At 29.6% G+C, this 16,383-nt stretch carries 9 protein-coding genes; all 9 read left to right on the top strand.

Translation table 11 applies throughout. The annotated features are described in order from the left end of the window. Positions 1–166 precede the first annotated feature (166 nt). The 9 genes from lepA to K5Q11_RS01695 all read left to right on the top strand — a co-directional run bounded on the left by lepA (position 167) and on the right by K5Q11_RS01695 (position 16,374). The gene (gene lepA, locus K5Q11_RS01735) at positions 167–2,005 is read left to right on the top strand and encodes a translation elongation factor 4 (protein WP_220751009.1); all 1,839 of its coding nucleotides are present in this window, start codon (positions 167–169) and stop codon (positions 2,003–2,005) included. A 155-nt stretch (positions 2,006–2,160) separates the two neighbouring features. Continuing rightward, positions 2,161–3,417: a uracil-xanthine permease family protein gene (locus K5Q11_RS01730; protein ID WP_373311473.1), complete on the top strand. Its 1,257-nt coding sequence runs from the start codon at positions 2,161–2,163 to the stop codon at positions 3,415–3,417. 140 nt (positions 3,418–3,557) lie between these two features. After that, the gene (locus tag K5Q11_RS01725) at positions 3,558–5,792 is read left to right on the top strand and encodes a CDP-glycerol glycerophosphotransferase family protein (protein ID WP_220751007.1); all 2,235 of its coding nucleotides are present in this window, start codon (positions 3,558–3,560) and stop codon (positions 5,790–5,792) included. A gap of 13 nt (positions 5,793–5,805) precedes the next feature. After that, a complete protein-coding gene (locus K5Q11_RS01720; RefSeq protein ID WP_220751006.1) occupies positions 5,806–10,854 on the top strand; it encodes a bifunctional glycosyltransferase/CDP-glycerol:glycerophosphate glycerophosphotransferase in 5,049 nt (1,682 codons plus the stop codon). Positions 10,855–11,186: 332 nt separating this feature from the next. After that, a complete protein-coding gene (locus K5Q11_RS01715; RefSeq protein WP_220727753.1) occupies positions 11,187–11,921 on the top strand; it encodes a DUF6198 family protein in 735 nt (244 codons plus the stop codon). Between the two features lie 143 nt (positions 11,922–12,064). Next, positions 12,065–12,397 (top strand): hypothetical protein, encoded by a 333-nt coding sequence (locus K5Q11_RS01710; RefSeq protein ID WP_220727754.1) that lies wholly within the window; start codon positions 12,065–12,067, stop codon positions 12,395–12,397. Between the two features lie 43 nt (positions 12,398–12,440). Continuing rightward, complete coding sequence (prmA, locus tag K5Q11_RS01705; RefSeq protein WP_220751005.1) at positions 12,441–13,316, top strand: 50S ribosomal protein L11 methyltransferase; 876 nt, start codon at positions 12,441–12,443, stop codon at positions 13,314–13,316. A 14-nt stretch (positions 13,317–13,330) separates the two neighbouring features. Then, positions 13,331–14,071 (top strand): 16S rRNA (uracil(1498)-N(3))-methyltransferase, encoded by a 741-nt coding sequence (locus tag K5Q11_RS01700; protein WP_220751004.1) that lies wholly within the window; start codon positions 13,331–13,333, stop codon positions 14,069–14,071. 71 nt (positions 14,072–14,142) lie between these two features. After that, positions 14,143–16,374: a RelA/SpoT family protein gene (locus K5Q11_RS01695; RefSeq protein WP_220751003.1), complete on the top strand. Its 2,232-nt coding sequence runs from the start codon at positions 14,143–14,145 to the stop codon at positions 16,372–16,374. Positions 16,375–16,383 lie beyond the last annotated feature (9 nt).

Here is a 16,383-nt window from a genome sequence, read left to right as displayed (position 1 = left end):
TGAATATCGAAATCATTCCATGAAATTAAATATTTAATTTAGTAATAATTGTCTAACTTTTTTAAGGCACTTCAATTTTAATAGTCCTTTTTTATTTGTTATAAATTATTTCGATTGTTATAATTAGGTTATAAATTAAAGAGATTGAAAGTAGGAATTAAACAGTATGGACATAGACAAAATGAAAGAGCATCAAAAATACATTCGTAATTTTTCGATTGTTGCCCATATCGATCATGGTAAGTCAACACTTGCCGACCGAATTTTGGAAATGACCGATACAGTTGCTAAAAGAGATATGAAAAATCAACTTTTAGATAACATGGATTTGGAAAGAGAACGTGGAATAACGATTAAATTGAACGCAGTAGAATTGAAATATCATGCTAAAGATGGACATGATTATGAGTTTCATTTAATTGATACTCCGGGACACGTAGACTTTTCATACGAAGTTTCAAGAAGTTTAGCTGCCTGTGAAGGTGCAATTCTAGTTGTTGATGCTGCACAAGGTGTTGAAGCGCAAACATTAGCTAATGTTTATTTGGCAATCGATGACGATTTAGAAATTGTGCCAGTTGTTAACAAAATTGATTTACCATCTGCTGATCCAGATCGTGTTAAAAAAGAAATTGAAGATATTATTGGATTAGACACATCAGATGCTGTATTAGCTAGTGCTAAAAAGGGAATTGGAATCGAAGAGTTATTAGAACGAATTGTACAAAAAGTTCCAGCTCCACAAGGTGATTTAGATTCTCCACTTAAGGCCTTAGTTTTTGATTCCGTGTACGATGATTATCGTGGTGTCGTTTTAAGTGTTAGATTATATGATGGGGTAGTTAAACCCGGCGATAAAATTAGACTTATGAATAGTGGTAGTGAATATGAAGTTAACGAAGTGGGGGTAAACTCTCCTCATCCAGTTCAAAGAGACTATCTTATGGCTGGAGATGTTGGTTATATAACTGCCAGTATTAAGGATATTACTCAAACTCGAGTTGGTGATACAGTTACCAATGCTGATAACCCTGCAGATAAGGCTTTACCAGGATACCGTGAAATGGAACCAATGGTTTATTCTGGATTGTATCCAACTGATAACGCTAAATTTGGTGACTTAAGAGAAGCTTTAGAAAAATTAAAATTAAACGATGCAGCTTTAGAGTTTGAACCAGAATCTTCACAAGCTTTAGGATTTGGATTTAGATGTGGATTTTTAGGTTTATTACACATGGATGTAGTTCAAGAACGTTTGGAACGTGAATTTAATTTGAATTTAATTACGACTGCACCATCAGTTACTTATCATGTTAATACTACAGGTGGCGAAAACAAGTTGGTTGAAAATCCATCTGAAATGCCAGATGCTTCAGAAATTAAACAAGTTTTAGAACCATATGTTAAGGCTACAGTTATGGTGCCTAATGACTACGTGGGAGCAGTTATGGAACTATGTCAGCATCGTCGTGGTCAATTTGAAACAATGGAGTATGTTGATGATTATCGTGTAAATGTTATTTATCATATTCCATTATCTGAAATAATTTTTGATTTCTTTGACAATTTAAAATCGGCTACTCGCGGATATGCTTCTTTAGATTATGAAGTTGAAGATTATAAGCAATCAGACTTAGTAAAAATTGATATTTTATTAAATGGCGAAAAAGTTGATGCGTTAAGTTTTATCTCACATCGCTCATTTGCTGCTAGTCGTAGTAGAGATATTGTCGGTAAATTAAAAAACATTATTCCTAGACAAAACTTTGAAATACCAGTTCAAGCGGCAGTAGGTGCCAAAATTATTGCTCGAACTAACATTAAAGCTTATCGTAAAGATGTTACAGCTAAATTGTACGGTGGTGATCGTACTAGAAGAATGAAACTTCTAGAAAAACAAAAAGCTGGTAAGAAACGTATGAAAGCAGTTGGAAAAGTTGATATTCCGCAAGAAGCTTTCATGGCAGTCTTACAAACTGATGAAGATGAAAAAGGCAGCAATTAATGTTTGACAAAATGTAATTTTTTATTTAGTATTATTTAAAATAATACAAGAGCTTTAAAATAGTCCCGTGAGACTAATAAGCATTCGTTCAAAAAATGAAAGTCTACTTTTCTTACGGGATTAGTGGGCTTTTTGTTTTGGACGGAGGATTTAATTTGAAAAATAATCGTGATGTTATTTTAGATGTTAATGATAAGCCAAATTTATTAATGTGGATTGGACTTTCATTGCAGCATATGTTTTCAATGTTTGGTAGTACTGTAATTGTTCCATTATTAGTGGGCTTAAGTCCTAATATTGCACTATTTGCTTCAGGAGTTGGAACATTGTTGCACATCTTAGTTACTAAAAGACAAATTCCAGCTTATATGGGATCTAGCTTTGCTTTTATTGTTCCAATGACCGCTTTAATGAAAACTACAGGTTATCCAGGAATTGCTCAAGGAGTAATTGCTGTAGGAATAGTATATTTGATTGTAGCCTTGATAGTTTGGCTAGTTGGTTCAGAATGGATAGATAAATTATTACCACCAATTGTAGTCGGACCAATTGTCATGGTTATTGGCTTGTCTTTGGCTGGTAGTGCAGCCCAAAATGCTACCATGAATAATGGACACTATGATTTAAGATTTGTTGCTGTAGCTTTAATAACATTGGCTTTAGCAATACTATTTAATACCTTTTTAAAGGGCTTTTTAGGACTTATTCCCATCTTATTAGCAGTGGTTTGTGGTTATATCGTTTCAATTATGCTTGGTTTAGTTAATTTGCATGCAATTGCAGAAGCCTCATGGTTTGCGATGCCTAAATTTGAAATACCATTTTTGAATTATCATGTTCATTTGGAAATTGGAGCTATTTTATCTATAGCCCCCATTGCTTTAGTGACAATGACAGAACATTTAGGACACATTATGGTTTTAGATGAATTGACGGGTCGCGATTATATTAAGGATCCAGGTCTTCATCGAACTTTAACTGGTGATGGCTTATCATCTATTGCAGCCGGTCTTTTAGGTGGTCCAGCTATGACTAGCTATGGTGAAAATATTGGAGTAATGGCAATTACAAAAGTACATAGTGTTTATGTGCTGATGGGTGCAGCTTTGTTTGCAATTGTATTTTCATTTATAAATAAATTAAATGTTTTAATTATGCAGATGCCATTACCGGTAATTGGTGGAATTAGTTTCTTACTTTTTGGAACGATTGCATCTAGCGGTATAAAAATATTAATTGAAAATCATGTTGATATGAATATAAAACGTAATTTAATGATTGTTTCAACGGTATTAGTTGTTGGAGTAGGTAATTTTAGTTTGAACATTTTTTGGTGGTTACCACTTAGTGGATTGGCTGTTGCTACGTTGCTAGGTATAATATTAAATGTGGTTTTACCGCATAAGGAATAACAGAAATGACTCCATTTGGAGTCATTTTTTTATTGAATTGACTTTAAAATTTAATTTAAAGCGTATCTATTAATGATATAATACGATATGTGTAAATACGGTTTAAATTAAAATGTAAAGAAAAGGAATGATTTTAGTTTATGAAATTGAGTATCATTACTCCTTGCAAAACTAAAGATATTGAGAAACTAAAACAGTTAGCAACCAATTTGAATCGCCAAGATAATAATGATTTTGAATGGGTTATAGCTTGTAATCATGATGTAGACTTAAATGGATTAAATTTTCCAATTGAGAGCATTAATTTTAATGGAGAAAACGTTGCACAAGCTAGAAATGCAGCTATCCGTAAAGCACATGGTGATTACCTAATGTTTGTGGATGCAGACGATTTTTTGCTGCCTAATACAATTAATAATGTTATTAATAAGTTAAAACCAAATTGTTTAACAGATTTAAAAGTTTATCCAACATATGAACCAGTTAATTCATATTTTACAGAAATTAATCAAAAACAAGAGTTTAGAATGCCTAATTGGGCTTTTAGACGAATTCCTGAACCTATAGCTGAAGAAACTGAGTTAAATGATAATTTTCAAGAAGTAAATCAAAATATAATTTTTGATAATATTAGCAACTATTTGAAGATTAGTGGAAAGATAATTCCAAAGGGTATCGTTTGGGATAACGATATTTTATTTGATGAAGAGAATCCTTTATATGATGATTTTTATTTTATGGGTAAAGTTTTGGGACTTGTGGATAAATTTATACAATTTGATACTTTTAAATATGTAAAAGTTAAGCATAACGATCCCATTAATGATCCATCATTGAGTCAATTGGAATGTGATGATAGATGGGATCAAATGTTGAACTCATTTATTAAAACATTTAATAGTGTTACCTATAATGAATTACAAAATAAAATAGTGATTCACTCAATCAATAAAATAAATAAATATTTTTATAATGCGGTTATTAGCAATAAATTTAGTAAAAATAAATTGAATGATATTTTAAATATTATGAGTAATTATTTATCTTTAATCAACGTTAAATTGCTTAATAATGTTAATTTTATTAGTCGACGAATTCTAATTAATATAAAAAAACATAATTATAGTAAAGCCAAACGTCAAATGAAGTTGCTTATAGGATTAAGATATATTCATAAGTTATTAAAAAATAAGGGTAGAGGTATTACCAGAGTTTACTATGAAATGATTTGTAAAAAACTTAAAGTAAATGAAAAAGTTATTATTTATGAATCTTTTTTAGGAAGAAATTATTCTGACAGTCCTAAATATATTTATGAATATATTCAAAAGCATTATCCAGGACAGTTTAAACATATTTGGATTGCGGCTAATTCTAATGTAAAAAAAGATTTATCAAGTAAACCAAATACTAAAGTTGTTAAAAGGTTTGGTTTTAGGTACATGTACTATATGGGTGTTTCTAAATATCAAGTCATTAATATGCGCCAACCTAGATGGTTCCATAAAAAAACAGGAACTGTATTTATGTCAACTTGGCATGGAACCCCATTGAAACATTTAGTTTTCGATATGGAAAATGTTGCTAGTGCTACACGACTTTACAAAAAGATCTTTTATGAACAATCTCGACAATGGGATTATTTAGTTACAGCTAATCAATTTTCTGTAGATGTGTTTAAACATGCATTTATGTATCCAGAGCAAAAAATGATTAAATCAGGTTATCCTAGAAATGATATCTTAAATGCACCTAATCGTGATGAATTAGCTAAGAATATTAAGCAAAAATTAGGCATTCCATTAGATAAAAAAGTCATTTTATATGCACCTACCTGGAGAGATGATGAATACGTAGATGTAGGACAATATAAATTCCAATTGAAACTTAATATTGCTAAGCTCAGAGAGCAACTAGGCAATGAATATGTTATGGTCCTTAGAACTCATTACTTTATAACTAACAACCTAGATACATCTGGTTTTGGAGATTTTGTATACAATGAATCTAGTTATGATGATATATCAGAACTATATTTAATTTCAGATATTTTAATTACCGACTATTCAAGTGTATTTTTTGATTATTCAATATTAAGAAGACCAATTTTATATTATGTTTATGATTATGATAAATATGCCAGTGTGCTACGTGGATTTTATTTAGATATGAAAAAAGATTTACCTGGACCGTTACTTAAAACTAGCGATGAAGTAATTAATACTATTCAGAATATAGATGATGTTAGTGCTGAATATGCTGATAAGTATGCTGAATTTAGTGAGAAATTTAGCAAATGGGAAGATGGTCATGCTTCAGAACGAGTGGTAAATATGTTATTAAAAGATGATAAAAGGGTTAAAAAAATTGATTGAGGTGAATTTTTAAATGCAAAGACCTGACCTGAGTGTCGTAGTAGCCTGTTATAACGTAGACAATTTTTTAAAAGATTGCTTGGATTCAATTGCTAATACAGAATTTCCTAAAGATAATTTAGAAGTATTAATGATTGATGACGGTTCTACTGATGACACATCTAAAATAGTGGATGAGTATGCTAACAATTATGCATTCTTTAAAGCTTTTCATAAAGAAAATGGTGGAATTAGTTCTACTCGTAACTATGGAATTGATAAAGCTAATGGTAAGTATTTAGCGTTTGTAGATGGGGATGATATTGTACCTGTCGATGCATATACCAAAATGGTATATAAAGCTGAAATGAACGCTTCAGATGTAACTTTGGGTTTTGTTAAAAGATTTGATTCTAGTCGTTATCAAAATTCTTTCTTGCATAAATTTGCTGTTAAAGATGATTTAGATCATACACATATTACTAATAATCATGATTTGTTGTATGACACTACTGTTTGGAATAAAGTTTATCGACTAGACTTTTTGAGAGAAAATAATATTAAATTTATTCCTGATATAATTTATGAAGATTTACCATTTACAATGTTAATTCACTTATTGTCTAAAAACACTACAGTGATTAGTGACGTTGTTTATAATTGGCGTTGGCGAGAAACCCATGATTCAATTACTCAAAGCCGTAATGCTATATCTAACTTTAATAGTCGTTTAAATGCTTTAAACGTATGTTGGGACATATTAAAAAAATATGATCATTTGCAAAATAAAGATTTAATTAATGATTTTAAAATTAAAATATTAAATTTAGATTTATACATTTTTTTGGAAAATGTTGGAGATAATGAAGAAGACTATATTTATAAGATTCAGGAATTAGTATATAAATTTTTACGAGATTGGAAATTACTAGACTTAAAACTTACAAATTCATTGTCTATCAAGCATCAAATTGTTTATTATGCTGTGAAAAATGGAGATTTGAAATTACTAAAACAATTTACCTATGATAAAAACGTAATTGAATTTAAACGTAAGTTTAGAGGTAAGCACTATTCTCTAGGAATTGTGAATAATGATGATGTTAAATTGCTTGATGCTATTAACTTTAGTGATAATGCTTTAAATGTGGTTCAAAGGCTAAATAATTTTTATTATTCTAAAGATGAAACAAAAATTTCTGGATCTGGTTTTATAAAAATCAATCATTTACCATTAGTTAAACGTTTTGGAAAAGACAACAATGTTAATGAAATTTTATCAGCACAATTAATTAATGTTGATAATGGAAAATATATGTCTATATCTTTTAAAAGAATTGCGACTTCAAGGTATAAAAGAATATTAAGGCCTAAATCAGCTTGGAAAAATGCTAAATATAGATTTAGTTTTGATATCGAAAAAGCTGTAAGTAATCTAGGCATAGGGACTTGGAAAATCAAAGCTTTCAACAAAATTGACAATAAGTTTGTTGCTAGTGAATTTTTGTCTAATCCACGTGGTAAAGCTATTGATAAGGTTTTGAAACCACTAGATAAGTTTAATGTAAGAATTTCATCTAAATTTAATACCAATGATGAGCTATCTTTTACAGTTAATCCTTTAAATTTAATTGGTTCTAAAAAAGCCAATTGGATAAAATCACCAATTGTTCAAAATAATTGTTTACAATTTAAAGCTGGTTTGGTAACGCCCAATGCAGTAAGGTCAGTTATTAGTAATGAAAACGGACAATTTATAAATGGAAGTATTGAAAAATCTGATTCCAATTACTTAATTAACTTTAATATTGATGATTTAAAGAATGCTCTTATGAATCAAAATGGTCAGTTATTGCTTTTGCATACACAGACTAATCATAAAATTGATTATGAATTTGAAGTAAGCAGTGCTAATGAGCATTTTGCTATAAAAGATGATAATACATTGAATGTATATCAAAATAACACTTCAAATATCTTAGTTTCCACTACTTATAGGCATGCAAGTTTGGAAAGTATTAAGATAATTAATCATAGCTACTTAAGAGTAATTACTAATCTAAACCTTGATTTAAAAGAACATGAAATAGAACTATCTGGTAGTAAAATTGAAATGATTAGTACTGATAAGTCAGTGCGTAAAGTTTTGAATGCTAATGACGGACAATTTAAATTAGACGGTAATTCGCTTTTATTTACAGTTAAATTGTTGAACGAAAGTCAAGATAACTTAAATATCTTGAGAGGTAACTATGTTTTCAAAATTTATTTAAATATTGATAATGATATACATCCAATTAAGTTACTTAATACTAAAGACGTAAAATTAGCTAAGGCTAAAATTGCTTTAAATAGTAAACAAGATATTGCTTACGTTAATGCTAAAAGTAATCATTTTGATGAATTTACAGTAAGAGTCACTCAACCTTTTGTTGGGTTATTAAGTAGAACTAAAGCTCGTCGAGCTATTAGTTACTCAGTTTTATATCCGTTAATGCGTTTACTACCTTTACGTAAGGTTATGGTTTTTGATGCCTATTGGTCTAGTAAGTTCGATAGTAATGAAAAGTTAATGTATGAATATGTACAAAAAAATCATCCTGAAATAAAAACGGTATGGTTTTTTAAGAACAGTCAAACTGAGATTGATGGTAATGGTAAACGAGTTAGAACCGATAGCTTTAAATATTGGTATTATCTAGCCGTTGCTAAGTATTTAATTCAAAATACCAACTTACCTAATCAATATTTGAAACGTAAAAATCAAATTGAGGTAGAAACGTTACATGGAACATTTTTAAAACATATGGGATTTGATGAGCCATACTTTAAAACAGCTAGCCCTAGAATTCAAAATGCCTTTGCTAGAAGGAATCGTCGCTGGGATTACATGGTAGTACCATCTAACTATATGGCCGACACAGCTAGTTCGGCTTTTGATTATCATCAAAAACTAATTAAAGCTGGTTTTCCACGTAATGACGAACTGTATACTAATAACAATGACCAGTATATTAACGCTATTAAAGATAGATTAGGAATTCCTAAAGACAAACGAGTTGTTTTATATGCACCAACATATCGTGCTGATGAAGGTTTTGACTTTAACTTAGACCTTGATAACTTAGAAAAACAACTATCAGATGATTACGTTTTACTAGTTCGTTTGCATTATTTTGTTGCACATTCTAATAGTTTTTACAACAATCCTGGATTTGTGTTTGATGTCTCGGATTATCCGAACATTAATGACTTATATTTGATTAGTGATTTGATGGTTACAGATTATTCTTCAGTAATGTTTGATTATGCTCATTTAAAACGTCCAATGTTGTTTTATGCATATGATAAAGATTGGTACCTAGATGATGAAAATCGTGGAGTTTATTTGGATTATGATAAAGAGATACCAGGACCAGTTGTGGAAACTCAAGCTGATTTAATTAATTGTATTAAAAATATTAATGAAATTGCTATTGAATATAAGGATAAATTAAATCAATTTCATGATAAATTTGCTGAGTTTGGTAATAATGGTGATGCTTCTAAAAATGTTATTGAAACTATCTTGTCAACTAAAAACTCTGATTTAGATCAAGAACCAGTCAAAAATGTTATCTTTAATAAATTTTGGCATTTCTTTAAGATTAAAAATTTCCAAGCAACTATGCTTAATTATTTATCTCAAAAATTATCTAAAAAGAATATTATTATGTTTGAAAGTTTCTTTGGAACACAATATTCAGATAATCCTAAAGCTATATATGAGTACATGAAGAAAAATCATCCAGAATTTAAAATGTATTGGAATGTCAATAAGGACTATGTTGATTACTTTAAGCAATATAATATTCCATACATTGTTAGATTTGGTTATAAGGGTATTTTTAAACAAGCCAGAGCTAAATATTGGGTAACCAATGTTAGAAGACCTTTTAGATGGCATCCAGCTAAAGATACAACTGTATTGCAAACTTGGCATGGAACGCCATTAAAGACAATTGGTGCAGATGTTAATATTGTTACTATGCCTGGAAATAATCCAGCCAAGTATCATAAACAAGTTTATAACGATGATCGTCGTTGGGATAAATTAATAGCACCTAATATGTATTCTAATTTGATTATGCAACGTGCTTTTAGAAAAAATGAAAATCAGATGATGCTTACAGGATATCCAAGAAATGATATTCTATCTAATTACACTGAAAATGATGTAATTAGAATAAAAGCTCGATTAGGTATCCAATCGGATAAAAAGGTAATTTTATATGCACCTACTTGGCGTGATGATGAATTTGTTAAAGACAGTGAATTTACCGCTAAATTACATTTAGATTTAAATAAAATAAAAGCCCATTATGGAAATGATGTCCTAGTTTTAATTAGAACACATTATCTCATTTCTAATAGTTTAGACTTGTCTGAATTTTCTGATGTTGCACTAGATGTAAGCTTATATGATGATATTGCTGAATTATACTTAGTCAGTGATGTATTAATTACTGACTATTCATCAGTAATGTTTGATTATTCTATTTTAAAGCGTCCAATTATATTCTTTGCTTATGATTTAGAAAAATATGCAGGTGATATTCGCGGATTTTACTTTGATTTTGTAAATAGTGCTCCTGGAAAAATAGTGAAAACTAGTGATGAAGTTATTCAAGAATTAGACAATGTTTTTGCAAATAATTGGACACCTAATGATAATTATATTGAATTTTACAATAAATATAATAAATGGATGGATGGTTCATCAACTAAACGAGTGGTTGACGAATTGTTAAATGATAGTAGCGTTAAAATGCATTTAGATGATGATTTATCTAAGTACAATTTAAAATCTTCAATGACTCTAAAAGATGGCGCGGCTATTTGGGATATTGATAAAGATTTTACTAATAATGACAGTTATGGTTTTATAGAAAACTATAATTATACTGAAAATGATAGTTTTGAAGTTAAAAAAGTCATGCTATTAAAATCGAATGCATTTGATGAAAATGTAGGTAAAATTAAATATGCAGTTATTAAATATAATGGTCAATCTGCATACGTTAATTTAGAAAATTTAGAATAAATAAGAAATCTATTACTTAAAAAGTAATAGATTTTTTTATTTTAATTTTAAATAGGGGGTTTATTTTACAAATAAAATGTTATATAATTCTTATTGTTATGAAATTCACAATAAAAAATAACTTGAATTATTTGATTTTTTAAAATGTTAAATAGTTATATCACATTATATTTAATATAATAAACACTTGTATTTTATGAACTTTTGTTTATAATTGAATTGTGATTGTGATTAAGTTAACTATTAACGGTTTAGCAATTTTATATTAAATAGTATATATATTCACAAATAATCAAGTTTATTTTTAAATTTAATAAGGACGAGTGATATTTATGGAAAATAGCGTAAAAGCTAAAAGAACTATTTCAATGACTAGTTCAATCATTTATTTTGCAATTTCTCTAATCATTAATTCTTGTGGTAATGTTTTAACACTTGTTACTAGTGCTAAAATTCATCCTCAATTTTTGGGATCTGCTTACTGGACAGCTGCAGAAAATAACTTAGGAATTGCTGTTTTAGGTAACGGAAAATGGAGTTTATTTTGGGCATTCTTCGGTTTAGGTATGTTAACTACAGTGCTTAACGCAATTTTAGTTGGACACTGGAGCTGGGGTAGAGCTATCGGAAATGCTATTTTCCTTGGACCATTTTCATTGCTAATCCAATTTTTCAATAATGTATTCATTAAAGTTTTACCAGATGCTAACAACATGTTTATGGTAGTGCTTTATGTATTATTAAACTTCTTAGGTGTTGCTTTAATTGCTATTGCCATTTCAATCTATCAAAGAGTTAACTTAGCATTGCATCCTGCTGATGATTTAATGCAAATTCTTAGATTTAAATACTGTAATGGGAATGCTGCTAAAGCAATGTGGTTCTCATACATTCCACCAACAGTAATGGCTATTATCGCCGTTATTCTTACTGGTAAAATTGAATACTTTGGTTTAGGTACTGTATTCGCATTCTTCTTCCAAGGTGGTATTACTGGTATTTCTGACAAATTTGTCTTTAGAAGTCTAAAACATCAAGCTCTTGATGTTGGTGACAGTAAAAAATAATACAAAAACACCTTTGATGATTGTCAAAGGTGTTTTTTATTAGATAAATTTTCTTGCTATTTTACGTAAACTTTATTATGATATTAATTAATATAGTCAGTTCGATTTGTAAACTTATTAGCTAATTCTGGGGGGTGTATTATATGTTGAATCGTACTAAACAATTTTTACGTAGTAATGGTTATTACTATAAAAAAACTTACATTCGACCTTTGTTTACTCCAGACAATGTTTATGTATTTAGATTTGGCAAAAAGCATTTAAATAATCGCTTGATTGTCAGATATGGTCATAAATGGACAGGAAGACAAAAAATTAATGAAATTGATTTAAGACTTCATAAACAAAATCATCCGCGTATTTTTAATGACGAGAACGGTTTATTAATTTACTTAGAAGGTCATTTAAAAGAACATGAGCAAAAGTTAGCTGAAATTAAAGCTAAAGAATTAGAAAATAAAAGTGCGTCCAAGTAATTGGAGGCACTTTTTTAAATAAAACATATAGGTGGTTTTTTACATGGTTTGGAATGAATTAAATATTATCGTGAACAATGAAGTGAAAGATGCGGTAATTAATATTTTGATGGATTTAGATTCTTCAGGCGTTAAGATAGATGAATTAGCAGATAATAAAATAAATATTACATCTTATCATCCTCTAAACTCTGATAAAGATTTATCATTGAATGAAATAGAAAACAAAATAAGCGCATTAACTAAATATAATCTAGATCCAGGAAAAGTTGAGATTAAGCTTTCAAAGAACAATGATGAAGCATGGAGTCATGAATGGGAAAAGTATTATGAAGTTACTAAAATCACTAGATATTTGACGATTGTACCAAAATGGAAGGAATATCAGCCAGCTAGTTCTAAAGAAATAGTTTTAACAATGAATCCAGGAAAAGCATTTGGTACAGGGGTTCATCCTACAACTATTTTATGTTTGCAGGCTTTGGAAATGTATTTAAGAGGAAATGAGAACGTTTTAGATGTTGGAACTGGAACTGCCATTCTTAGTATTGCTGCTAAAAAAATGGGAGCTGGTAAGATCTGTGCATTTGATAATGATGATAATGCCATTGCTTCTTCTATTGAAAACATAGAGTTGAATGGTTTAAGTAATGAAATTGACGTTACAAAAAACAGTTTACTTGATGGAATTCATACTAAAGTTGAATTAATTGTGGCTAATATGTTACCTGAAGCTATTTTTCCATTAATTCCACAAGCTTTTAATAATCTAAAAAATAATGGAGTTTTTATAATATCTGGTATTATAGATGAAAAATTAAAAGATACAATTGAACAACTTGAAAATAATAATTTTCAAATTAAACAAACTTTTGCTTTAAAAAATTGGCGTGGTATTGTAGCAATTAAAGAGGTTTAGGAGTGTGTATATAAATGCAACATTACTTTGTAGACTTTCCTTTACATGAAACGCAAACTTTTACATTACCAGATGATATTTATCATCATTTTGTATCAGTTTTACGTTCAAAAATAGGAGATAAGTGTGAAATTGTAGATATTAACGAGCAAAATTATATTACTCAACTTGTTTCAGATAAAAAAGACGAAAATAATATAAAAGTTATGAAATTAGATTCAAAAAACGTTGAATTACCATATAATGTTAGTATTATTTGCGGAATTCCTAAGAAAGAAAAAGCCGAGTGGATAGTACAAAAAGCAACTGAAATGGGCGCTAAAAGTATTATATTTGTGGATACAGATTGGTCAATTGCAAAATGGAAGGGTAATAAGGTTGGCCGAAAATTAGAAAGATTAAATAAGATATCCAAAAGTGCCGCAGAACAATCACATCGGAATATTATTCCTAAAGTACAGTTCTTAAATAGTATTAAAGACATTGATAAGAATTATAATACTAAAATTTTAGCTTATGAAGAATCAGCTAAATTAGGTGAAAAATCAGCATTAAAAACTAATTTAGAACAACTTAATGTTAATGACTCAATAGCAGCATTTTTCGGACCTGAAGGTGGTATATCACCTAAAGAAGTTGCTTACCTAAACGAAATTGGTTTTATAAATTGTGGCTTAGGTTCTAGAATATTACGTGCTGAAACAGCCCCACTATATTTCCTAGCAGCTTTATCATTTGCATGTGAATTAAAGTAATTTTTCTTAATGTTTTAAACTGTGCTAAAATGTTGAATTAATAATCAATTTATTTTCAAGGGGTGACTTATATGTCTAAGCATGAAGAATGGTCTGCAATTGATATTTTTGATGAAGCTAGTCAATATATGAATAAAGAACAGTTATCTTTAATCAAAAAAGCTTATGATTTTGCTAAAATTTGTCATGACGGTCAAAAACGTCAGTCTGGAGAGGCTTATATTGTCCATCCTATCCAAGTTGCTAGTATTTTAGTGACTTTAAAAATGGATGCAGAAACAATTAGTGCCGGATTTTTGCATGACGTGGTAGAAGATACAGGGGCAAATTTAGATGATATTAAAGAGTTGTTTGGGAATGACATTAGCTTAATCGTTGATGGAGTTACTAAATTAGGTAAGATTAAGTACAAATCTAACCAAGAACAGTTAGCTGAAAATCATCGAAAACTGCTATTGGCTATGTGTAAAGATATTCGAGTAATGATTGTTAAATTAGCTGACCGTCTTCATAATATGCGTACACTTGGACATTTAAGACCTGAGAAGCAAAGAAGAATAGCTAACGAAACTTTAGAAATTTATGCACCATTAGCTGATCGATTAGGAATTGGTACGATTAAATGGGAACTTGAAGATATTTCATTAAGATATCTAAATCCTCAACAATATTATCGAATTGTGCACTTAATGAACTCTAAAAGAAATCAAAGAGAAGAATATATCCAAATAGCCATTAAAGATGTTAAAAAATCTATTAAGGCTTTAAATATGTCTAATGTAGAAATTTACGGTCGCCCTAAACATATTTATTCTGTTTATAAGAAAATGAAAGATAAACATAAGCAATTTAGTGAGATATATGATTTATTAGCTGTTCGAGTAATTGTTGATTCTATAAAAGATTGTTATGGTGTATTAGGAGCTATTCATGCCCAATGGCCACCAATGCCTAGAAGATTTAAAGACTACATTGCTATGCCAAAGGCTAATATGTATCAATCATTACACACTACAGTTATCGGCCCCGAAGGTAGACCTTTAGAAGCTCAAATTAGAACTCATAAAATGCAACAAGTTGCTGAATATGGGGTTGCTGCACATTGGGCTTATAAAGAAGGCGTTAAAGATGAAGTTAAAACTTCTAGTGATAATAGTCGTTTAAATTGGTTCAAACGTATTATTGAATTACAAGAAGATACTGATAATGCTTCAGACTTTATGACTAGTGTAAAGGGTGAACTGTTTGGTGATCACGTGTATGCTTTTACTCCTAAGGGAGACGTTTTAGAATTGCCTAAAGGGGCAGGTCCCTTAGATTTAGCATATTTAATTCATACAGATGTCGGCAATAAAACAACTGGTGCGCGTGTGAATGGTAAAATTGTACCTTTAGACTATAAAATAAAAAATGGTGATATCGTTAGTATTATGACTTCATCCAACTCAGCTGGCCCCAGTGAAGATTGGATAAAATTAGTTTCAACTAGTCGAGCTCGTCACAAAATTAAACAGTTCTTTAAGAAGAGAGATCGTGACAAGAACATTTTAGCAGGTCATGAAACTATAAATAAATTAATTAAAGAAAATGGTTATGATGCTAAAATTATTTTGGAAAAAGATAATGTTAGCAGGGTCTTAGATATGATGAAATTTCATCATGTTGATGATTTATTTGCTGCTATTGGTTTTGGTGATGTGCAACCACAAAGTGTTGTTAACAACTTAACATCTGATATTAGGGATGCTGAAGAAAAAGAAAAACAAGCTCGTGAGCAAAAAGAACTTTTAGAAAATCACCAAACTATTTCACCAGAGGAAAATGATAAATTTAAAAATATTAGCAGCACTTCTGAAGGGGTTATTATCAAAGGTGTTGATAATTTATTATTAAGACTTAGCCATTGTTGTTCTCCTATCCCAGGCGATAAAATAGTTGGATATATTACTAAGGGTCGTGGGGTTTCTGTACACCGTTATGATTGTCCAAATATTAAAAAAGCTGAAGATAGCGGTGAAAGATTAATTAGTGTTAGTTGGGCTGATAATTTAGAAAATAAAAACATCTACGAAGCCTTACTTGAAGTTCAAGGTTATAATCGTGGAGGATTTTTAAATGATGTTATTAAAACCGTTAATAATGTTACTAAACAAATCAACTCGGTTGAAGGTAAGGTAACCCATGATAAGTTAATTACCATTTCAATGAAAATAGGGGTTAGAAATATTAATCAATTAAAAATGATTATTGATCATGTTAAAAATATTCATGATATTTATGTTGTACAACGCCCATTTAAATAATCAAATAGG

This window comes from Apilactobacillus xinyiensis, from assembly GCF_019656235.1.
GTDB classification, from domain to species: domain Bacteria; phylum Bacillota; class Bacilli; order Lactobacillales; family Lactobacillaceae; genus Apilactobacillus; species Apilactobacillus xinyiensis.
This window is presented reverse-complemented; position numbering and strand designations above follow the sequence as displayed.

What these genes read in the sequence shown, in the direction of transcription:
- prmA (WP_220751005.1), top strand. Translation starts at nt 12,441, where the DNA reads ATGGTTTGGAATGAATTAAATATTATCGTGAACAATGAAGTGAAAGAT.
- K5Q11_RS01695 (WP_220751003.1), top strand. Translation starts at nt 14,143, where the DNA reads ATGTCTAAGCATGAAGAATGGTCTGCAATTGATATTTTTGATGAAGCT.
- K5Q11_RS01720 (WP_220751006.1), top strand. Translation starts at nt 5,806, where the DNA reads ATGCAAAGACCTGACCTGAGTGTCGTAGTAGCCTGTTATAACGTAGAC.
- K5Q11_RS01700 (WP_220751004.1), top strand. Translation starts at nt 13,331, where the DNA reads ATGCAACATTACTTTGTAGACTTTCCTTTACATGAAACGCAAACTTTT.
- K5Q11_RS01715 (WP_220727753.1), top strand. Translation starts at nt 11,187, where the DNA reads ATGGAAAATAGCGTAAAAGCTAAAAGAACTATTTCAATGACTAGTTCA.
- K5Q11_RS01710 (WP_220727754.1), top strand. Translation starts at nt 12,065, where the DNA reads ATGTTGAATCGTACTAAACAATTTTTACGTAGTAATGGTTATTACTAT.
- lepA (WP_220751009.1), top strand. Translation starts at nt 167, where the DNA reads ATGGACATAGACAAAATGAAAGAGCATCAAAAATACATTCGTAATTTT.
- K5Q11_RS01725 (WP_220751007.1), top strand. Translation starts at nt 3,558, where the DNA reads ATGAAATTGAGTATCATTACTCCTTGCAAAACTAAAGATATTGAGAAA.